This is a genomic window from Streptomyces sp. YIM S03343 (genome assembly GCF_054729195.1).
In genome coordinates this window covers 6,041,452-6,061,773 of the sequence record NZ_JBPUKX010000001.1, presented here as the reverse complement: position 1 = coordinate 6,061,773, position 20,322 = coordinate 6,041,452, and the positions used below count along the sequence as shown (strand labels likewise).

General features: G+C 72.4%; 14 protein-coding genes. 10 read left to right on the top strand and 4 right to left on the bottom strand.

Features of this window, described 5'->3' with window-relative positions:
- Positions 1-118 precede the first annotated feature (118 nt).
- The 5 genes from ACSYGN_RS26435 to ACSYGN_RS26415 all read left to right on the top strand — a co-directional run bounded on the left by ACSYGN_RS26435 (position 119) and on the right by ACSYGN_RS26415 (position 8,384).
- On the top strand, positions 119-1,450 hold the full coding sequence (locus tag ACSYGN_RS26435; RefSeq protein ID WP_460399782.1) for a coiled-coil domain-containing protein: 1,332 nt from the start codon (positions 119-121) through the stop codon (positions 1,448-1,450).
- On the top strand, positions 1,450-3,966 hold the full coding sequence (locus ACSYGN_RS26430; RefSeq protein ID WP_460399780.1) for a serine/threonine-protein kinase: 2,517 nt from the start codon (positions 1,450-1,452) through the stop codon (positions 3,964-3,966). Before ACSYGN_RS26435 ends, ACSYGN_RS26430 begins: the two co-directional genes overlap by 1 nt.
- 2 nt (positions 3,967-3,968) lie before the next feature.
- Positions 3,969-5,306 carry a protein phosphatase 2C domain-containing protein gene (locus ACSYGN_RS26425; protein WP_460399778.1) on the top strand — a complete coding sequence of 446 codons (1,338 nt, stop codon included), beginning with the start codon at positions 3,969-3,971 and terminating at the stop codon, positions 5,304-5,306.
- 162 nt (positions 5,307-5,468) lie between these two features.
- Positions 5,469-6,851, top strand: coding sequence for a vWA domain-containing protein (locus ACSYGN_RS26420; protein WP_460399776.1), 1,383 nt, complete (start codon positions 5,469-5,471; stop codon positions 6,849-6,851).
- A gap of 36 nt (positions 6,852-6,887) precedes the next feature.
- The gene (locus ACSYGN_RS26415) at positions 6,888-8,384 is read left to right on the top strand and encodes an FHA domain-containing protein (RefSeq protein WP_460399774.1); all 1,497 of its coding nucleotides are present in this window, start codon (positions 6,888-6,890) and stop codon (positions 8,382-8,384) included.
- A gap of 127 nt (positions 8,385-8,511) precedes the next feature.
- On the opposite strand, the gene ACSYGN_RS26410 is transcribed toward ACSYGN_RS26415, so the two are convergent.
- Positions 8,512-9,510, bottom strand: a complete 999-nt coding sequence (locus tag ACSYGN_RS26410) for a methyltransferase domain-containing protein (RefSeq protein ID WP_460399772.1) — start codon at positions 9,508-9,510, stop codon at positions 8,512-8,514.
- 139 nt (positions 9,511-9,649) lie between these two features.
- Here ACSYGN_RS26410 and ACSYGN_RS26405 point away from each other — a divergent pair, with 139 nt between their 5' ends.
- Complete coding sequence (locus ACSYGN_RS26405) at positions 9,650-10,054, top strand: globin (protein WP_460399770.1); 405 nt, start codon at positions 9,650-9,652, stop codon at positions 10,052-10,054.
- 30 nt (positions 10,055-10,084) lie between these two features.
- Here the strand turns inward: ACSYGN_RS26405 and ACSYGN_RS26400 are convergent, their stop codons facing one another.
- The 3 genes from ACSYGN_RS26400 to ettA are packed head-to-tail and all read right to left on the bottom strand — an operon-like array spanning position 10,085 to position 12,904.
- Entirely contained in the window at positions 10,085-10,786 is a 702-nt protein-coding gene (locus ACSYGN_RS26400; protein ID WP_460399768.1) for a hypothetical protein, read from the bottom strand.
- The gene (locus tag ACSYGN_RS26395) at positions 10,783-11,223 is read right to left on the bottom strand and encodes an acyl-CoA thioesterase (RefSeq protein ID WP_460399766.1); all 441 of its coding nucleotides are present in this window, start codon (positions 11,221-11,223) and stop codon (positions 10,783-10,785) included. Before ACSYGN_RS26395 ends, ACSYGN_RS26400 begins: the two co-directional genes overlap by 4 nt.
- Positions 11,224-11,239: 16 nt before the next feature.
- A complete protein-coding gene (gene ettA, locus ACSYGN_RS26390) occupies positions 11,240-12,904 on the bottom strand; it encodes an energy-dependent translational throttle protein EttA (protein WP_460399764.1) in 1,665 nt (554 codons plus the stop codon).
- Positions 12,905-13,431: 527 nt separating this feature from the next.
- Between ettA and fxsT the strand changes: the two genes are divergently transcribed.
- From fxsT to ACSYGN_RS26370, 4 genes are all read left to right on the top strand, one after another.
- Positions 13,432-15,999 (top strand): FxSxx-COOH system tetratricopeptide repeat protein, encoded by a 2,568-nt coding sequence (fxsT, locus tag ACSYGN_RS26385; protein WP_460399762.1) that lies wholly within the window; start codon positions 13,432-13,434, stop codon positions 15,997-15,999.
- A 337-nt stretch (positions 16,000-16,336) separates the two neighbouring features.
- The gene (locus ACSYGN_RS26380; RefSeq protein WP_460399760.1) at positions 16,337-16,699 is read left to right on the top strand and encodes an ArsR/SmtB family transcription factor; all 363 of its coding nucleotides are present in this window, start codon (positions 16,337-16,339) and stop codon (positions 16,697-16,699) included.
- On the top strand, positions 16,692-19,439 hold the full coding sequence (mgtA, locus tag ACSYGN_RS26375) for a magnesium-translocating P-type ATPase (protein ID WP_460399758.1): 2,748 nt from the start codon (positions 16,692-16,694) through the stop codon (positions 19,437-19,439). The genes ACSYGN_RS26380 and mgtA overlap by 8 nt, the downstream gene beginning before the upstream one ends.
- Before the next feature lie 79 nt (positions 19,440-19,518).
- Positions 19,519-20,250 (top strand): lytic transglycosylase domain-containing protein, encoded by a 732-nt coding sequence (locus ACSYGN_RS26370; RefSeq protein WP_460399755.1) that lies wholly within the window; start codon positions 19,519-19,521, stop codon positions 20,248-20,250.
- Positions 20,251-20,322: the final 72 nt, after the last annotated feature.

Sequence of the window (20,322 nt, the reverse complement as noted above, 5' to 3'; positions counted from 1 at the left end):
CGCGGGACCGGGCACAGGCCACGGCACAGGACCCGGCAGAAGACCGGGCACAGTCACAGTCACCACCACAGGCACAACCACAGGCACCACCACACGGACCAGCAGCGAGAGGTGATCGATGGGCGTCACGGGACCCCCCGGGCCGGTGATGGACCGGGACGAGGTGGACCGTGCGCTGGCGCGGCTCGGCGCGGAGCACGAGGCGATCGAGACCTCCCTCCTCGCGCTCCAGGACCACGCGGGCCGCAGACTCCTCGAGGGCGCCGAGCTGACCGGCGTCACCAAGGACCGCTGGGCGACCACCGAGGCGTCGGTCACCCTGCTGTGGGCGTATTTCGACGCCTACGCGGGCGCCCTGCGCACCGCCCGGGAGATCCGCGCCCGGCGCCGCTGGTCCAGCCGTGAGGACCTGGCGGAGCTGACCGAACTGCTGCGCGGCGAGTGCGTCACCGTCGCGGGCTCCGCCGTGGCCACCGCCGCCGTGCCCACCCTCTACGGCGGCCTGGGCCGGCTCAGCGAGCGGTACTCGCTGGCCGCGCTGGTCGACCGGATGAACGACCTGTACGCGACATCGCTGGACGTGGTGGTCACCGCCGACGCGGTGTGGTCGGCGCTGCCCGCCCGGATAGACCTCTTGGCCGCGGAGCTCCAGCGCACGCGCCGGCTGGCGCACTCGGTCGGTGTCCGCCCCGGCGAGCATCCGGCGGGCGACGACCTGGAGCGCATCACCCACGTCCTCACCGAGCTGCGCGAGCAGGTGGTCAGCGACCCGCTGGCGTTCTGGACGCCCGCGCAGGGCAGTTCGGCGCCCGGCGGCGGCAGGCCGGACACCACGGTGTACGACCGTGAGGCGCGCGCCCTGGAGGAGGTGCGCCGGGAGATCGACGCCGTGCTCACGGTCCGTCAGGACGCCGAGCAGCGGCTGGTGAAGCTGCGCGACCTGCTCAGCCGCGCCGACCGCACCCTGGCGGAGGCGCGCACCGCGCGCGGCGAGGTGCTGGCGAAGATCGCCGCCACCGAGGTGCCGGTGGTCAGCGGCCCGCCGACAGTGCTCCACGAGCAGTTGTCGACGGCCGCCGAGTACCGCAGACAGGCCCAGTGGCACCGGCTGTCGCCGCTGCTGGAGTCGCTGGAGCAGCGGGCGGAGGACGAACTGCTGCGCGCCCGCGAGTCGCTGACCGCGGTCACCGCGCCGCTGGCGGTCCGCGCCGAGCTGCGCGGCCGTCTCGACGCGTACAAGGCGAAGGTGGCCCGGCACGGTCTGGCGGAGGATCCGCTGCTGGTGGAGCGGTACGACGCGGCGCGCCGGATGCTGTGGAGCGCGCCCTGTGATCTGCGGGTGGCCGAGCAGGCGGTGCTGCGGTATCAGCAGGCGGCGGCCGAACAGCTCGGCGGCGGCCCGCGGGTGCCGGGGCAGGCCGGACCCGAGGACCGGAAGGGGGAGTCGTGATGAGCCAGGCGGGACAGAGCTGCCAGCGGCCGGGGTGCGAGGGCGCGTACGAGGACATGGGCGGCGGTGAGCTGTACTGCGACACCTGCGGGCTGGCCCCCGTCGTCTCGGCGAAGGCCGTGGCGGCCGCGTCCGCTCCCGCGAGTGCTTCGGGTACCTCGGGTACCGCTCCCGAGGGCGCGGAGGGCACCGGCAGTTCGCGCTCCGGCCGTTCCGCCCGTACGTCGTCGCAGTCGTCGAAGTCGCGGCGCTCGGTGTCGGGGCGGCTGTCACGCTCGCTGTCCGGCCCCTCCAGCGGGCGCTCGGTGTCGGTGCGCAGCTCGGGCTCCTCCACCGGCAGCGGTTCGCGCAGCCGGCTCGGGGCGGGCCTGGTGCAGGTGCCCGAGATACCGCGCCCCGATCCGCGCACGATGGTGCTGGACAACCCGGAGGTGCCCGAGCGCAAGCGGTTCTGCTCGCGCTCCGACTGCGGTGCGCCGGTGGGCCGTTCGCGCGGTGACCGGCCGGGCCGTACGGAGGGCTTCTGCACCAAGTGCGGCAACCCGTACTCGTTCGTCCCGAAGCTGCGCGCCGGTGATGTGGTGCACGGCCAGTACGAGGTGGCGGGCTGTCTGGCGCACGGCGGGCTGGGCTGGATCTATCTGGCCGTGGACCGGGCCGTGGCGGACCGCTGGGTGGTGCTCAAGGGTCTGCTGGACACCGGCGACCAGGACGCCATGGCGGCGGCGATCTCCGAGCGGCGCTTCCTCGCGGAGATCGAGCACGCCAACATCGTGCGGATCTACAACTTCGTCGAGCATCTCGACCAGCGCACCGGTTCCCTCGACGGCTACATCGTCATGGAGTACGTCGGCGGCAAGTCGCTCAAGGAGATCGCCAACTCCCGCCGCACCGAGGACGGCAGGCGCGACCCGCTGCCGGTGGAGCAGGCGTGCGCCTACGGCATCGAGGCCCTGGAGGCGCTCGGCCATCTGCACAGCCGCAATCTGCTGTACTGCGACTTCAAGGTCGACAACGCCATCCAGACCGAGGACCAGCTCAAGCTGATCGACATGGGCGCCGTGCGCCGCATGGACGACGACGAGTCGGCGATCTACGGCACGGTCGGCTACCAGGCGCCCGACGTCTCCGAGGTGGGCCCCTCGGTGGCGTCCGACCTCTACACGGTGGGCCGTACGCTCGCCGTGCTGACGTTCGACTTCCATGGCTACACGACCGTGTTCGTGGACTCCCTGCCCGACCCGGACACCATCGAGGTCTTCCGCCGCTACGAGTCGTTCTACCGGCTCCTGGTGCGTTCCACCGACCCGGACCCGGCACGCCGGTTCGCCTCCGCGCAGGAGATGGCCGAGCAGCTGACGGGGGTGCTGCGGGAGGTCGTGTCGCTCCAGACCGGCCGGGCGAGGCCGTCGCTGTCCACACTGTTCGGCCCGGAGGTACGGGTCACGGACACCGACCTCTTCCCGAAGCTGGACGGCGACGTGTCACGGCTCGGGACTCGGGGGGTACGGGGAGTACGGGCGACAAAGGCCACGCCCGCCCTGGAGGCACTGCCCTCCTCCCCCGCGGGCATCGTCAGACCCGTCCCCACCAGGGCCGCCGCCCTCGCGCTGCCCGTCCCGCGCGTCGACCCTGCCGACCCCAACGCCGGTTTCCTGGCGGGCCTGCTGGCCCCCGGGCCCGCCGAGCTGATCGCCGTGCTGGCCGCCGCTCCGGCGCCGTCGGTGGAGACCCGGCTGCGGCAGATCCGCGCCTGGCTGGAGAACGGCGACTCCGAGGCGGCGCTGACGGCGCTGGGCACGCTGGAGGACGAACGGCCCGACGACTGGCGGGTGGTGTGGTACCGGGGCGTGGCGGCGCTGGTCACCGGCGACTTCGAGGGCGCCGCGCTGTCCTTCGACGCGATCTACGACGCCTTCCCCGGCGAGACGGCACCCAAGCTGGCACTCGGCCTGTGCGCGGAGGTGCTGGGCCAGCTCGACAACGCCGCCGAGTACTACCGCCTGGTGTGGTCGACCGACCCGAGCCATGTCAGCTCCGCGTTCGGCCTGGCCCGCGTCCAGTTGGCCGGGGGCGACCGGCGCGGTGCCGTACGGACGTTGGAGTCGGTGCCGGAGGCGTCGATCCACTACACGGCGGCGCGGGTGGCCGCCGTACGGGCGCGATTGCGCCGGCGCGGCGCCACGGCGTCCGACACGCCGTTCCTGGAGGATCTCGCGGCCGCTGCGGCGCAGGTCGAGGCGCTGGACACCTACGGTCTCGACCCGGCGCGCCGGGAGCAGTTGTCCACGGAGGTCCTCGGCAGCGCGCTCGACTGGGTACTCTCCGGTAGCCGGGGTTCCGTTCCCCCGGGCGCGGACGGGCGCGTACTGCTCGGCAGTGAACTGGACGAACGGGGCCTCAGGTTCGGCCTGGAGCGCTCGTACCGCACGCTGGCCAGGCTGGCCACGGGCGGCGAGGAGAGGATCGACCTGGTGGAACGTGCCAACCGTTACCGCCCCCGGACGTGGGTGTGACGATGTCCCAGATGCCCCAGCTGTCCGCCTGCCCGAGCTGCGAGGAGCCGCTCGAGTCCGGTGACCGTTTCTGCGGTGCCTGCGGATTCGATCTGTCGGCCGCCGCCGTGCAACGGGGTTCGGACGACACCCTGATGCTCAGCGGCCTGGGAGGACTCGCGGACCCCGTTGGCCCCACCGGTCCCGTGGGTCCCACCAGTCCCACCCCCGCGCCGCCCGCCCCTGGTGCCGTAGCCGCCGCACCTGCCGCGCCGCCCGCGCCCGTGCCCGCGCCCGCCCCCGCGGCTCATGCGCCGCACCCGGCCGGTTCCCCCGTCCCCCCGGCCTCCGGGGTGCGTTTCGACCGTCTGCCGGAGCCGGACGAGTACCCGCTCCAGGCGCCGGACCCGCGGGTGGCCGCCGACCAGCAGGCCGCCGCCGAGGAGGCCAGGGTGTGTGTGGCCTGCCGGGCGGGCCGGGTCGACGGTGACGGCTACTGCGAGAACTGCGGCCACGCCCAGCCCCGCGAACGCGACCACATGGAGGAGGAGTCCGGCCCGGTCGCCGCCGTGAGCGACCGTGGGCTGCGTCACCACCGCAACGAGGACGCGTTCACCCTCGCCACCGCCGTACTGCCGGACGGCGCACCCGCGTTGTGCGCGGTCGTCTGCGACGGCGTGTCCTCGGCGACCCGCCCCGACGACGCCTCCCTGGCCGCCTCCTTGGCGGCGCGCGAGGCGCTGCTGACCGCCCTGCCGCTCGGCACGCATCCCCAGCAGGCGATGCACGAGGCGATCGTCACCGCCGCGCACGCGGTCGACGCGCTCGCCGACGAGCCCACCGGGGCCCGAGAGCACGCCCCGCAGCAGAACGCCCCGGCCTGCACCATCGTCGGCTCGGTCGTCACCTCCGGGCTGCTGGTCGTCGGCTGGGTCGGCGACAGCCGCGCCTACTGGGTGCCGGTCGACCGCTCCTCGCCCCCGGCCCGGCTCACCGAGGACGACTCGTGGGCCGCGCAGATGGTCGCCGCGGGACTGATGAACGAGGCGGAGGCCTACGCCGACGAGCGCGCCCACGCCATCACCGGCTGGCTCGGCGCGGACGCGTACGAACTGGAGCCGCACACCGCTTCCTTCAAGCCCGACAGGCCGGGTGTAGTGGTGGTGTGCACCGACGGACTGTGGAACTACGCCGAGACGGCGCAGGAGATGGCCGAGGCCGTCACCCCGGACGCCGCGCTGCGGCCGCTGCACTGCGCGCAGGTACTGGTGGGTCACGCCCTCGACGGTGGGGGCCACGACAACGTAACAGTGGCAGTGCTGCCGTTCCCGGCGCCGCCCCAGGGGGCAGGATCCGCCTGAGGCGGGCCGTCGCACGACGCGCCGCCCCGGGAGTCGGCCGTACCCCTCCCGGGACGGCCACGGCGGCCCCACCGGCCTCGAAGGACCGGAGGGGACCGGTCCGCACCGAGTCGTCACCCGCGGGATCCAGTTCCGCGGGCCCATAGGGGGATCAGAGTAGGCATGGCCAATTTCTCGAAGTCGAACGTGCCGACGTTCTCGATGGACGTCTACCAGAACGAGTTTCTGCCGGAGGGCGGCCGCGAGGTCAACGCGATCGTCACGGTGACCGCCACCGGAGGCGGCACGATCGGCAGCGCCGTCACCGCCCCGCATCTCTACGGCCCGGGCCAGGGCCCGTCGGCGGCGGTGGCCGTCATGGTGGACTGCTCCGGGTCGATGGACTACCCGGCGACCAAGATGCGCAACGCGCGCGACGCCACCGCGGCCGCGATCGACACCCTGCGCGACGGCGTGCACTTCGCGGTGATCGGCGGCACGCATGTCGCCAAGGAGGTCTACCCCGGCGGTGGCCGTCTCGCCGTGGCCGACCCCGGCACCCGCGAGCAGGCCAAGCAGGCGCTGCGCCGCCTCAGTGCGGGCGGCGGCACCGCCATCGGCACCTGGCTGCGCCTCGCCGACCGGCTGCTGTCCTCCGCCGACGTCGCCATCCGGCACGGCATCCTGCTCACCGACGGCCGCAACGAGCACGAGTCGCCCGAGGACCTCAAGGCCGCGCTCGACGAGTGCGCGGGCCGTTTCACCTGCGACGCGCGTGGTGTGGGCACCGACTGGGAAGTGAAAGAAGTCACAGGGATCGCCTCGGCGCTGCTCGGCACGGCCGACATCGTCGCCGATCCGTCCGCTCTCTCCGCCGACTTCACACAGATGATGGAGACGGCGATGGGCAAGGAGGTCGCCGACGTCGCCCTGCGGGTGTGGACGCCGGTCGGTACGACGATCCGGTTCGTCAAGCAAGTGGCACCCACCGTCGCGGAGTTGACGAACCGCCGTACCGAGGCGGGCCCGCGCGCCGGGGATTATCCGACGGGCTCCTGGGGCGACGAGTCCCGCGACTACCACGTGTGCGTCGAGGTCCCGGCGGCCGGCCTGGGCCAGGAGATGCTGGCCGCGCGGGTCTCGCTGGTGGTGCCGCAGTCAGGGGGCACCTCCCGCTCGAGCGCAGCCGAGAGTGGGGGAGGAAGTGTGCGGAATCTGGGCGCCCAGGGCCTCGTACGAGCGGTGTGGACGGACGACATGGCCTCGTCCACGGCCATGAACGCGCAGGTGGCGCACTACACCGGGCAGGCGGAACTGGCCAAGGTCATCCAGCAGGGCCTGGATCTGCGCAAAGCGGGAGATTTCGACGGCGCGACGGCCAAACTCGGGCGCGCGGTACAGCTCGCCAGCGTCTCTGGGAACGCCGATACGGCGAAACTGCTTTCGAAGGTCGTGGACGTGGTCGACGCCACGACAGGTACTGTGCGACTGAAAGCGAAGGTTGAGGAGGCCGACGAGATGACTCTCGAGACACGGTCCACAAAGACTGTTCGTGTAAAGAAGTGACCTAGAACTTCCTGAAGGAGAGGGGGAAGAGCCGACATGCCGACCTGCCCGAACGGACACCAGTCGGGTTCCGACGACTGGTGCGAGGTCTGTGGTCACCGCATGGCCGGGGCCGTGCCTCCGCCTCCCCCGCCGCCCCCGGCCGGGGGCTACGGCTTCCCGCCGCCCGCCGGCGGCCTGCCCCGGCGGCCCGGAGCGAACCCGCACCTGTCCGGTGCAGGGGGCCGTGAGCCGGAGCTCTGCCCGCAGTGCCGCACCCCCCGCGAGGGCGGCGCGCCGTTCTGCGAGGAGTGCCGGTGGAACTTCCTGACCAACACGGCGACCTCGTACACCCCGGCCCCGCCGCAGCGGCCCCAGCCGCCCGGTCCGGCGGGCCGCTTCCAGCAGTCGCCGGGCCCCTCGGCCTTCGGCGCTGACCCGTACGACTACCAGGGCTCACGCCCGTCGCAGATGAACCGTCCGGCCGAGCCGATCCCGTCGTTCGGCAGCGAGCCGTCCGGGCCGACGCCGTTCGGCGGACCGCCGACGCGGGCGGGCGGGCCGGGCAGGCCGGGCAGCGGTCCCGGGGGCCCGGGTGGGCCCGGCGGGCATGGCGGGCCTGGCGGCGGCCCTGGCGGCCCCGGTGGCGGTCCGGGTGGTCCGGGCGGCGCGCCAGGTGGTCCGGGTGGTCCCTCCAACTTCGGTCCGGCGGGCACGGGCGGCCCGTCCATGTTCGGACCGGATCCGTCGCGTCCGGGCACGCAGTCTCCCGGCCACGGGCCCGGCACGGGTCACGGCCCGGGCACCGGCTACGGAACCGGGACGGGCCGCGGCCCCGGCGGCACCGCGGGCTCCGGCATGGGCCCCGGTATGGGCAGTGGCGTGGGCGGTAGCACCGGACAGGCGTACCACCCCGGCGCTCCCGGCCCCTCCGCTCCCCCCGGACCGCCCGCTCCCCCGATGTTCCCGCAGGAGACCGGCGGCCGGCCGCAGCAGCAGGGCGGCCCGGCCTTCGGCGGCGTCGAGGACGACTGGGTGATCTCCCCGCCCTCCGGTGGCCCCGGCGGCCAGGGCGGCTACGGCTACCCGCCGCAGGGCGTCGGCCAGGCCGGGCCCGGACCGGCGTACCCGCAGGCTCCGCAGCGGCCGATGACGTGGATCGCGACGATCGGCCCGGACCGCGACTACTTCATGGCGATGATGCAGCGCTCCGGCCCCGAGGCCACGGGCCTGAACCTGCCCGCGTACTCCCCGGAGCAGCAGCGCACGCTCACCGGCAACCAGGTCACCATCGGCCGCCGCCGGCACTCCACCGGCGACACCCCCGACATCGACCTGTCGGTGCCGCCGGAGGACCCGGGCGTCTCGCACCAGCACGCGGTGCTGGTCCAGCAGCCCGACGGGAGTTGGGCGGTGGTCGATCAGAATTCGACGAACGGCACGACGGTGAACGGCGGCGAGGAACCGATCCAGCCATTTGTTCCGATACCCCTCCAGGACGGCGACCGCGTCCACGTGGGCGCCTGGACGACGATCACGGTCCGACGGGGCTGAAACCCCGCCGCGCGGCACTCGGCCCGATGCGCAGCCCTCGGCGCGGGAACCCGGGCCGGGGCAGCAGGCGGGGCGGCCGAGTCGGCGTGACGCGTCCGCCGACCCGCAGAACAGGCCTGAACAGCCGTCAGGGCGTGTCCTGGCCGCCCGCAAGGGGCCAGGCGTACGGGCCCTCCGGGTCGTCCAGCCACGCCCACATCCGCTCGGGGCTGACCGTCATGCCGTAGCGGGCGCGTTCCGGTCTGCCCTCGCGTTCCCACAGGGCATACGCCTCCTGGGGGTCGAGGCGGCCGCGGGTGAGGGCGACGAGGAAGCGGAACAGCTCGTCCTGTCTGGCCCCCGTCGGCACCCCGCCCAGCGGCACCGGCTGCGGCCCGGTCCCGGCGCCGCGCAGCGGCACGAAGTAGGCGGGGGTGTGCAGGAAGCGCCCCTCGGCATGCCCGGAGTCCGTCACATCGAGGCCGACGATCCCGGTGGCGAACGGCATCAGGATACGGCCGCCCGGACGGCACTGGACGAGCCAGGCACGCGGCAGGGTGCTCAGCGCGCAGGTGGCGACGATCCGGTCGTAGGGGGCGCGTTCCGGTACCCCGCGGGCACCGTCGCCGGTGACGACGAACGGCCGGTACCCGGCAGCGGCCAGATGACGGCGGGCGGCCTCGGTGATCTCCGGTTCCAGATCGACGGTGGTGACCAGGCGGCCGTCGCCGAGGCGGTGGGCGAGCAGCGCCGCGTTGTAGCCGGTGCCCGTACCGATCTCCAGGACCCGGTGGCCGTCCGCGACGTTCAGCGCGGTCAGCATCATCGCCATCAGCGAGGGCTGGCTGCTGGAGGAGACCAGTTCGCCGTCGCGCAGCCGGGTCGCGAGCGGGTCGTCGTCGTAGGCGCCGCGCAGCCAGCGCTCCCGGGCTGCCGGGTCCGGGCTCTCGCCCCAGCGGCGCTCGTAGCCATTGGTGAGGGCGACGAAGTAGTACGGCACGAAGAGATGCCGGGGCACCGCGGCGAAGGCCGCCCGCCACACCGGGTCGGCGTCCCAGGCGCCGCTCGCCTCGATTTCACGCACCAGCGCGGCCCGTGCCTCGGCGGCGAGGGTCTCGGACTCCGCGTCCTGGGTGTACGCGTTCATGGCTCCACTATCCCGCCCGGCCCCGCCCGCCGGGCCCCGCACCCCGGACTCGGTCCGCTGCCGCCTGCTGCCACCCGCTGCCACCCGCTGTCACCGGGGGCCTTGAATCCCCTGCGAGGCGGTCTGAGACGATGGAGGGGTGAATGAGATCCGGCGTGGCTCGCTTCAGGAGCAGACGTTCTTCGAGCAGGTCGGCGGGGAGGAGACCTTCCGCCGGCTGGTGCACCGCTTCTACGAGGGGGTGGCCGAGGACCCGCTGCTGCGGCCCATGTACCCCGAGGAGGACCTGGGCCCGGCCGAGGAGCGCCTGCGTCTGTTCCTGATGCAGTACTGGGGCGGCCCGACGACGTACAGCGACAACCGAGGCCACCCGCGCCTGCGGATGCGCCACGCCCCGTTCACCGTCGACCGCGCGGCGCACGACGCCTGGCTGAAGCACATGCGCGTCGCCGTGGACGACCTCGGCCTGTCCGAGGAGCACAGCGAGACGCTGTGGAAGTACCTGACGTACGCGGCGGCAACGATGATCAATGCGGCGGACTAGCCCTTGTGACCGGCCGCGCACCGGGCGCGCTCAGCGCACGCTGATGTCCAGTGCCCCGAGGCCCGCCGGGCCGCTGACCGGCCGTACGGCGACCGAGCCGTAGGGTGTGCGCAGCCGCAGCCAGGTCCCGGAGGCGAGCAGTACGGTGCCCCCGTCGTCGTCGGCGGGGCGCAGGAAACCGAGCGCCGATGCGGCGTGCACGGCCCGCAGCGGCAGCCGGGTCCCGGCGACCTCGCGGGACCAGATCTCCCGGCCGACCCGGTCGAGCGCGGCGCGGGTGCGCGCCTCGGGCGCCAGGGCAGCCGTACGGGAGCGGAACTCGGCGACGCAGGACGCCACCGCAGCCCGCAGTGCATCGGAGCCGGGCAGCCCGGGTTCGGCCGGCCGCCAGCCGCCGCGGGGCGGCAGGACGCCCGCCCAGGGCGGCCCGGTCACCGCGGCCGGTACGACGGCCGTGGCCGCCGTCTCGTCCACGGACTCCAGGAGCTCTCCCGCAGAGACGGTCACGTCGAGGGTGACGTCGAGTCCGTTCTCGTACGGCTTCGCCAGCCGGGCTGCGCGGACGGCAAGCACCTCGAAGGACGGCGGCCGTCCGAAGACGGCGAGCGCGGTGCCGGCGGCCTGGAGGCGTACGGCGGCGGCGCGGTCGTAGTGGAGCAGCCGGGAGAGGAAGGCGGCGAGATCGGCCGCCTCCCCGTCGTCGGCGAGATGGAGCACGGTCGACGCCGTCATGCGGCGACGGCCTTCTGCTCGGTGCCGTCGGGTTCGCCGTCGTCGCCGTCCTCGTCCCGGTATTCCGCCAGGAACTCCCGTTCCTCAGCGGTGAGCCGACGCGGGCGCTGCCCCTCGAAGTCGTACGGCACGATGACGGTGGACGCGCGGACGTAGACGAGATCGTCGTCCTTCACCTCGTAGCCGAGGGTGAAGGACGCGGCCTTGATCTCGCTGACCCACAGCTCGATGTCCACCGGGTGGTGCCGGTGGACGAGCTGCCGCTTGTAGTCGATCTCGTGGCGCGCCACCACGGACCCCTGCTTGAACTGTTTGTCCGGGCGGAAGAGGAAGTCGATACGGGCCTCCTCCAGGTAGCGCAGGAAGACCACGTTGTTGACGTGCCCGTACGCGTCCATGTCCGCCCAGCGCAGCGGGCAGCGGTAGATGTGGCGCATCTGCTTCGCTCAGCCCTCAGCCCCGGGTCAGCTTCTTGTAGGTGGCGCGGTGCGGGCGGGCGGCGTCCGGACCGAGCCGCTCGACCTTGTTCTTCTCGTAGGACTCGAAGTTGCCCTCGAACCAGAACCACCGGGAGTCGCCCTCGTAGGCGAGGATGTGCGTCGCGACGCGGTCGAGGAACCACCGATCGTGGGAGACGACGACGGCACAGCCGGGAAACTCGAGCAGCGCGTTCTCCAGTGAGCTGAGGGTCTCGACGTCGAGGTCGTTGGTCGGCTCGTCGAGCAGCAGCAGGTTGCCGCCCTGCTTGAGGGTGAGCGCGAGGTTGAGCCGGTTGCGCTCGCCACCGCTCAGCACACCGGCCGGCTTCTGCTGGTCGGGCCCCTTGAACCCGAAGGCGGAGACATACGCACGGCTCGGCATCTCGACCTGGCCGACGTTGATGTAGTCCAGCTCGTCCGACACGACGGCCCAGAGGGTCTTCTTGGGGTCGATGTTCTCGCGGCTCTGGTCGACGTACGAGATCTTGACGGTCTCGCCGACCTTGATGCTGCCGGAGTCGGGCGTCTCGAACCCCTGGATCATCTTGAACAGGGTCGTCTTGCCGGCGCCGTTGGGCCCGATGACCCCGACGATGCCGTTGCGCGGCAGCGTGAAGCTGAGGTCGTCGATGAGGACCTTGTCGCCGAAGGCCTTGTTGAGGTTGTTGACCTCGACGACGACGCTGCCGAGCCGCGGCCCCGGCGGGATCTGGATCTCCTCGAAGTCCAGCTTCCGCATCTTCTCGGCCTCGGCGGCCATCTCCTCGTAACGGGCGAGACGCGCCTTGGACTTGGCCTGCCGCCCCTTGGCGTTGGAGCGGACCCACTCCAGCTCTTCCTTGAGCCGCTTCTGCCGCTTGGCGTCCTTCTGGCCCTCGACCTTGAGACGGGTGGCCTTGGTCTCCAGGTACTTGGAGTAGTTGCCCTCGTAGCCGTGCAGCCGGCCGCGGTCGACCTCGCAGATCCACCCCGCGACGTTGTCCAGGAAGTACCGGTCGTGGGTGACGGCGACGACGGTGCCGTCGTACTTGGCCAGGTGCTGCTCCAGCCAGTTCACCGACTCGGCGTCCAGGTGGTTGGTGGGCTCGTCGAGCAGCAGCAGGTCGGGGGCCTCCAGCAGCAGCTTGCACAGCGCGACGCGGCGGCGCTCACCACCGGAGAGGGTGGTGACGGGCCACTCGCCGGGCGGGCAGCCGAGGGCGTCCATGGCCTGTTCGAGCTGCGCGTCGAGGTCCCACGCGTTGGCGTGGTCGAGGTCCTCCTGGAGCTTGCCCATCTCGTCGAGCAGCGCGTCGGAGTAGTCGGTCGCCATCAGCTCGGCGATCTCGTTGAACCGGTCGAGCTTGCCCTTGATCGCGGCGACGCCCTCCTGGACGTTCTCCAGGACCGTCTTGTCCTCGGTCAGAGGCGGCTCCTGGAGCAGGATGCCGACGCTGTAGCCGGGCGACAGGAACGCGTCACCGTTCGACGGCTGCTCCAGCCCCGCCATGATCTTCAGAACGGTCGACTTACCGGCCCCGTTCGGACCGACGACGCCGATCTTCGCCCCGGGCAGGAAGCTCAGGGTGACATCGTCGAGGATCACCTTGTCGCCGTGCGCTTTGCGCGCCTTGCGCATGGTGTAAATGAACTCAGCCAAGAGAAACCGTCCGGCAGCTTGAAATCTGGCAGTGGGCAGATACAACCCATCTTGCCTGACGGCAAGGGCTGGGTGGTAACCCATATGGTGAGGGGCGGGTGACCTGCGGTTGCGGGGCTGCGGGCGTCGGCTCGCCTGTCGTCATCGGTCACCGCGGAGTGCCTTGGGCCACCGTCGCACGGCCCAGGGACGGCCCAGAATTGATCATCCCGACCCGCCGGTCACCCTCCGGCAACCAGCCTCTCCCCGCCCCGCCCGAACCTCAGCCGACGACAGCCCGCGACGACGGCGGGAGTGCCGACAGACGGTGCGCGCGTGTGCTCGCTACACCCCACCGGCCTCTGGTTCCCCGTGGTTCCCCGCACGATATGGCAGGCGTATGGCACGGCCTTTTCGTGCCGTGCCATACGCCTGAGGGAAGCGTCTGCCGTCAGTGCAGCAGGGCATCTTGGCTGTGGTGTCTCGTGGGTATGGGGGAATGGCGGGTGCCTGGGGGCAGGGAGTTCTAGGCTCGGAGGCTCGGTGCGGTGGCTGGACTCGGGGGCGGGATGGGCGACGATGGAGCGCCTGGCGGGGCGTGGTTCGTCAGTCATGCGGGGGCGGATCGGGCCTGGGCGGAGTGGGTGGCCTGGCAGCTGCTCGACGCCGGATACCAGGTCGAGCTCGATTACTGGGACTGGGGTGCGGGGGACAACTTCGTCCTGAAGATGAACGCCGCGTTGGAGCGCGGGCGGTTCCTGGCGCTGTTCTCGCCGGCCTACTTCGAACCGGAACGCTTCACCACGCCTGAGTGGAACGCCGTGGTGGCGATGCAGGAGAAGATCACTCCGGTGCGGGTGGCCGAGGCGGTCTGCCCGGCGATCCTGCGCCCCCTCATCACCCGGGATGTATTCGGTGTGGGCGAGGATGCTGCCCGCCGGACCCTGCTGGAGGCGGTCACCGGCCCGCGTCGGCCGACCGTTGCGCCGACCTTCCCGGGGGCGTTGCGGCAGGTGGGCGGCAGTGGGCCGCGTCTGCCCGGGTCGCTGCCGCGGGTGTGGAACCTGCCCGCCCGCAACGCCTCCTTCACCGGCCGCGACGGCCTCCTGGTCCGGCTGCGCCAGACGCTGGCTGCCAGCAGTCGCGTGGCCGTGCAGGCGTTGCACGGGCGCGGCGGGGTCGGCAAGACCCAGCTGGCCGTCGAGTACGCGCACCGTTTCGCCGGCGAGTACGAGCTTGCCTGGTGGATTGCCGCCGAGGATCCCGCTCTCATCCCCGACCAGTTGGCCCAGCTCGCCACCCGCATCGGCGCCGCACCTTCCGATGCGCCCTCCGTCGATGCGGTGGAGGCGCTGCTGGGTGAGCTGCGTACCCGGTCTCGCTGGCTGCTGGTCTTCGACAACATCGAAGACCCTAAGGCCCTGGTCCCGTACCTGCCGGGCGGTACCGGTCATGTCCTGGTCACCTCCCGCAATCCGCACTGGCACGCCCACGCCACCCCGCTGGATGTCGACGTCTTCACCCGTGACGAGTCCGTCGCCCTGCTCCATGCCCACGGCGCCGTCCTGGACGATGCGGACGCCGACCGTCTCGCCGGGGTTCTTGACGATCTGCCGCTCGCCCTGGCCCAGGCCGCCGCCCTGCTCGCCGACGGCCTGTCCGCCGCTGACCTGAGCGCCGAACTGGCCCGAAGCACCGCCGAGGTCCTGGCCGAGGGCCGCCCCGCCGGCTACCCCGTGTCCCTGGCCGCGCAGGTCCGTCTCACCGCCGGCCGCCTGGCATACGACCACCCCGGTGCAGCTGCCCTGCTGTTCGCCCTGAGCTTGCTGGCTCCCGAGCCCTTCCCTGTCACCGCCTGCGCCGGCCACCTCCCCGACAGTGCCTCTCCATCCCTGACGGACGCCTTGGCCACTCGCCTCGCGAGCAGCGCAACGCTGCACGCCATCAACCGGCACAGCGTGGCCAGGGCCCAGGACGGCACCATCCAGCTGCACCGCCTCACCCAGACCGTCCTGCGCGACCAGCTCACCCCCGACCAGCGTGCACAGGCCGACAAGGACGCCGAAGCCCTGCTGACCGCCGTCAGTCCCGGAGACGCCAACGAGCCCTCGACGTGGCCCGGCTGGCGGCTGCTGCTCCCCCACCTGCTTGCTGTCGACCCGGACGTCGTCACCACCGAGGCGGGACGGGACGTGGTCCGCGATGCCTGCTGGTATCTGCTGGACCGCGGCCAGGCCGATACCGTCCTGGGCCGCCTTCAGCAGTTGCACCGTGCCTGGTTCCGGCAACTGGGGCCGGACCACGAAGGCACCCTGTGGACCGCCCAGTACCTCGCTCGCGCCCTCGCTGACACCCGGGACCACGCGGGCGCCCGCGCACTGGACGACGACACGCTCCAGCGCCGCCGCCGTCTCTTGGGCGAGGACCACCGCGACACCCTGAGCAGCGCGTCGAACCTGGCCATCCGGCTGGCGGAGGTGGAGTTGGTGGAGGAGGCCCGTGCCCTGGGTGAGGACACGCTGGATCGGCAGCGGCGGGTGCTGGGCGAGGACCACCCCGACACCCTGACCACCGCGTCGAATCTGGCCAACCGGCTGGCGGATGTGGGGCTGGTGGAGGAGGCCCGTGCCCTGGGTGAGGACACGCTGGCCAAGCGGCGGAGGGTGCTGGGCGAGGACCACCCCGACACCCTGCGTACCGCATCGAACCTGGCCATCTGGCTGGCGGATGTGGGGCTGGTGGAGGAGGCCCGTGCCCTGAGTGAGGACACACTGGCCCGGCAGCGGCGGGTGCTGGGCGAGGACCACCCCAACACCCTGAGCACCGCGTCGAGCCTGGCCGTCGATCTGGCGGATGTGGGGCTGGTGGAGGAGGCCCGTGCCCTGAGTGAGGACACACTGGCCCGGCAGCGGCGGGTGCTGGGCGAGGACCACCCCAACACCCTGACCACCGCATCGAACCTGGCCGTCGATCTGGCCGATGTGGGGCTGGTGGAGGAGGCCCGTGCCCTGAGTGAGGACACACTGGCCCGGCGGCGGAGGGTGCTGGGCGAGGACCACCCCAACACCCTGACCACCGCCCGGCTACTCGACCGGCTGCGCGGTAGCGACGAATAGTGAGAGGTGAAGGCGCCTTGTGAGAGACAAGCGTTGTGGCGAGCGGGCGCCTGGTACCTGAGGTCGGTGGAACGGCTTTGGGGTTGCGCTGCTTGCTGTGCGCGCGGCACGGGTGCCGGGCGGACTGGAGTGGGACGAAGGCAGGAGCGCAGGCCCGGCCGGGGCCGGGCCTGCACGGTGAGCTGAGCGAGCCGCCGGGCTGCCGGACCGGCATCCACAGGAACATCCGGTCGATGGCGCACCGGCCATGCGTCCTGGCGGAACCGGACGCCTACACTGTGTGGGCGCGCCGGCGTCGACCGTGACACAGGGCGACGGCAGAGGGGGAGGGCGGACTGTGGTGGGGAAGGCCGGTGGCTTCGAGGATCCCTCCGCCGAGGTGCTGGCGGAGGCGGCCGAGGCGTTCGGCCTGCTCGCGTCGGCGGTCCGGCTGCACCTGGTGTGGGCGCTGTCCCAGGGCGAGTGCGATGTCACCCATCTCGCCGACCGTGTGGGCGGCGCACTGCCCGCCGTCAGCCAGCACCTGGCCAAGCTGAAGCTCGCGGGTCTCGTGCAGGCCCGCCGTGAGGGACGGCGGCAGATCTACTACGTCGACGATCCGGATGTCGTGACGGTGGTGCGCGTCATGGTCGGCCAGCTGACCGCGCGTTCGCACCGGGCGGCCGCGCCCGTACGCGGGCTGCGCGGGACCGGTGGCTGAGACCACTGCGACCTCTGGGCGCGGCGCCGACAGGCCCGGTCCCGAGGCCGTACCGGCGTCCGGTGACGAGGAATCCGGAGCGGGCGGTGCCGTCGTACCGACGCTTCTCGCCGTGCTGCGCGAGCTGGACAGCGGTCCGCGCGGTCTGACCGAGGCCCAGGCCGAGGAGCGACTGCTCGCGTTCGGCGAGAACACGGTCCCGGACGCACGCGGGGCCTCCTGGCCGCGGCTCTTCGTCAGCAGCCTGCGGGATCCTTTCACCGCCGTACTGGCGTGCCTGGGCCTGGTCTCGGCGGTCGTCTCCGCGTGGGGGACCGCGTCGGTGATCCTGCTGCTGGTGGTGGTGAGCTGCGCGCTGCGGGCCACCGGTGAGCACCGGGCCGACCGGTCCATGACCGGGTTGCGCGAACTGGTCGCCACCACCGCGTCCGTGGTGCGGCGAAGAAACGCCAAGGACGCCAAGGACGCTGAGGGCACCGAGCACACCGAGCCCGTCTGCCGCGAGATTCCGGTGGCCGAGCTGGTCCCCGGCGATATCGTCCGCCTAGGTCCGGGCGACCTGGTCCCGGCGGACGTACGGCTGCTGCGCGCCAACGGCCTGACGGTGCATCAGGCAGCGCTGACAGGCGAGTCGGCGCCGGTCGGCAAGCACGCCGGCGATCCGCCCCGGGCGACCGGTGCCGGGATCTTCGAACAGCCGCAGCTCTGCTTCCAGGGCAGCAGTGTCGCCTCGGGCAGTGCCACGGCGGTCGTCACCGCGACGGGAGTGCGCACCCGGTTCGCCGCCGCGCGGGGCGGGGCCGGGCGGCACGAGGCGAGCGCGTTCGACCGTTCCGTGCGCGGCATCGCGTGGATCCTGATCCGGTTCATGCTGCTCACCCCGCCGCTGGTCCTCATGGCCAACGCGGCGCTGCGGGACCGGGGCCTGGAGACGCTGCCGTTCGCCGTGGCCGTGGCGGTCGGGCTGACCCCGGAGATGCTGCCGGTCCTCGTCACCACCTGCCTGGCCCGTGGCGCCGCGCTGCTCGCCCGCTCCCATGGAGTGATCGTCAAGCGTCTGCCCGCGCTGCACGACATCGGCGCGATGGACGTGCTGTGCCTGGACAAGACCGGCACCCTCACCCAGGACCGCCCGGTCGTCGACCGTGCCCTCGGCCCGGACGGCCGGGACGACCCCGAGGTGCTGAACTGGGCCGCCGTCAGCGCCTGGTGGACCCTGCAACTCGCCGACCTGCCGGTCCCCGACGCCCTCGACGAGGCGCTCCTGGACATCGCCGACGAGGACGACCTCATGGCGTACGACGGGACGGCGGCCGTTCCCTTCGACCCACTGCGCCGGCTCGCCACCGCCGTCGTCCGCACCCCCGGCCGGCTCGGCACCCACACCCTGATCGCCAAGGGAGACGTCGAAGCCGTCCTCGAACGCTGTCTGCTCGACGAGGACGAGCGGACCCGGCTTCGCGCCCTCGCCGCGCGCCAGGCCGACGACGGTCTGCGGGTGCTGGCGGTCGCCACCGCCGAACGCCCGGCCCGCACCCGCGACTACACCCCGGCCGACGAACGCGGCCTCGAATTCCGCGGCCTGGTCACCCTGCGGGACGCGCTCGCACCCACCGCCGCCGAGGCACTGGACGTCTTCGCCGAACGGGGCGTCACGGTGAAGATCCTCACCGGCGACCATCCCGGCACCGCCGCCCGCGCCTGCCGCGACCTGGGCATCCCCCTCACCGGGGACCAGGTGCTCGCCGCCGACCGCGTCGACGGCCTCACCGACGCCGAACTCGCCGCGGTGGCCCGCCGTACCACCGTCTTCGCCCGCTGCACCCCCGACCACAAGGCCCGGATCACCTGGGCCCTGCGGGCCGACGGCCACACCGTCGGCTTCCTCGGGGACGGCGTCAACGACCTGCCCGCCCTGCTCACCGCCGACGTGGGCATCGCCCCGCACGAGGCCGCCGACGTGACCCGCGAGACCGCCGACGTGGTGCTCGCCGAGAAGGACCTGACCTCGATCGCCCATGCCGTCACCGTGGGCCGACGCGCGAGCGGCAGTATCGCCACCTATCTGCGCGTCACCCTGTCCTCCAACCTCGGCAACGTCATCGCCATGCTCTGCGCGGGTCTGCTCCTGCCGTTCCTGCCGATGCTCCCGGCGCAGGTCCTCGCCCAGAACCTGTGCTTCGACGCCGCCCAGCTCGCCTTCGCCTACGACCGCCCGCACCCCTCGGCACTGCGTCGCCCGACCGTGCTCGGTCCTCGTGAGCTGCTGCGCTTCATCACCGGTTTCGGCGTGCTCAACGCCGCCGCCGACCTGGCCACCTTCGGTGTCCTCGCGCTCGCCCTGCACGGGCTGGGAACCGCCCTGGACGAGGCGGCGTTCCATTCCGGCTGGTTCACCGAGAACCTGCTCACCCAGGCTCTGGTCATGCTGGTGCTGCGGCCGGGACGAGCCGGTGCCGGGTGGCGCAGGCCCGGATCCGTCGCCTGCGCGGCGGCCGCGCTGGCCGTGATCGGGCTGTTGCTGCCGCCGTCCCCCCTCGGACGGCCCCTCGGCCTGACCGCTCTCCCGGCGGTCTACTACCTGCTGCTCATGGCCGTTCTCGCGCTCTACGCCGCCGCACTCCTGGCCGCCAGGACCCGCTACGGGCGACGACGCCCGGCAGACGGCGGGCCCGGCATGGTGTTGCGGTCCCGTTCCACGAGAACCGTCCCGGACGGTGACGCCTCACGCGGTTCTTAATCCGCCTGCTGTACAAGGGTGCTGGTCGAAGGGCAGGAGCCGGTCCAAGGGTCGGGGCTGGACGGGAGAGAGGGCAAGGATGTCCGATTCCCGGGCAACGATGCGCCGCTGGTGGATCACCGTGGCAGTCATGACCCTCGCGCTGTACGTCATCATCAGGGCGGCCAACACCCAGCAGGGCGACTCCCCGTCCCCGGCCGGGACCGCGACCCCGGCGCCCACGCCCACCGCGACCGCGTCAGCGGCTTCGGCCCCGTCAGCGGCATCGGCATCGCCGTCCGTCTCGGCGGCCTCGTCGGCGGCCTCCTCGGCGGCCTCTTCGTCGTACGATCCCGCCGACTACGCCACCCAGGTGCGCACCCGGGCCCGCCAGACCGGCGTCAGCTCTCAGCTGCTGATGGCGATCCTCTACAACGAGGCGTACAAACCGCACGACGCGGCCTTCGAACGGGCCTGGCAGAAGTACAAGCCCGATGCCGCCTTCGGTATCGCGAACATGCACAGAGCCGCCTTCGACCAGGTCAAGCGGGGGCGGGACTTCGCGAACCGCAGCTGGGAGGACCTGCCCGATGACCGGGACCTGGCCGTCGAGGCGGAAGCCTGGTACCTGCACGACCTGTCCTCCGAACTGCCCGCCACCTGGCCCGCCTCGTACACCAGGGACCAGCTCCTGGCTCTTGGCTACAACACAGGCTCGGCCAATATGCTCGCCTTCGCCCGCGGTACCGCTCCGGGCAGCCAGGCCCGGTCCTACCTCGCCGAACTGCACACGAACTGGGCCAAGGCGGGAAGGGCCGTCGCCACCGGCTGACGCGCTCCCGGGTGCGGTGGGTGCGACGGCGGTCCGCGGTAGCGCTGTACAAGATGAATTGCAAGATTGCGC

Excerpts from the sequence above, each read along its gene's own strand:
- ACSYGN_RS26435 (WP_460399782.1), top strand. The coding sequence starts at position 119 with ATGGGCGTCACGGGACCCCCCGGGCCGGTGATGGACCGGGACGAGGTG.
- ACSYGN_RS26430 (WP_460399780.1), top strand. The coding sequence starts at position 1,450 with ATGAGCCAGGCGGGACAGAGCTGCCAGCGGCCGGGGTGCGAGGGCGCG.
- ACSYGN_RS26425 (WP_460399778.1), top strand. The coding sequence starts at position 3,969 with ATGTCCCAGATGCCCCAGCTGTCCGCCTGCCCGAGCTGCGAGGAGCCG.
- ACSYGN_RS26420 (WP_460399776.1), top strand. The coding sequence starts at position 5,469 with ATGGCCAATTTCTCGAAGTCGAACGTGCCGACGTTCTCGATGGACGTC.
- ACSYGN_RS26415 (WP_460399774.1), top strand. The coding sequence starts at position 6,888 with ATGCCGACCTGCCCGAACGGACACCAGTCGGGTTCCGACGACTGGTGC.
- ACSYGN_RS26410 (WP_460399772.1), bottom strand. The coding sequence starts at position 9,510 with ATGAACGCGTACACCCAGGACGCGGAGTCCGAGACCCTCGCCGCCGAG.
- ACSYGN_RS26400 (WP_460399768.1), bottom strand. The coding sequence starts at position 10,786 with ATGACGGCGTCGACCGTGCTCCATCTCGCCGACGACGGGGAGGCGGCC.
- ACSYGN_RS26395 (WP_460399766.1), bottom strand. The coding sequence starts at position 11,223 with ATGCGCCACATCTACCGCTGCCCGCTGCGCTGGGCGGACATGGACGCG.
- ACSYGN_RS26370 (WP_460399755.1), top strand. The coding sequence starts at position 19,519 with ATGTCCGATTCCCGGGCAACGATGCGCCGCTGGTGGATCACCGTGGCA.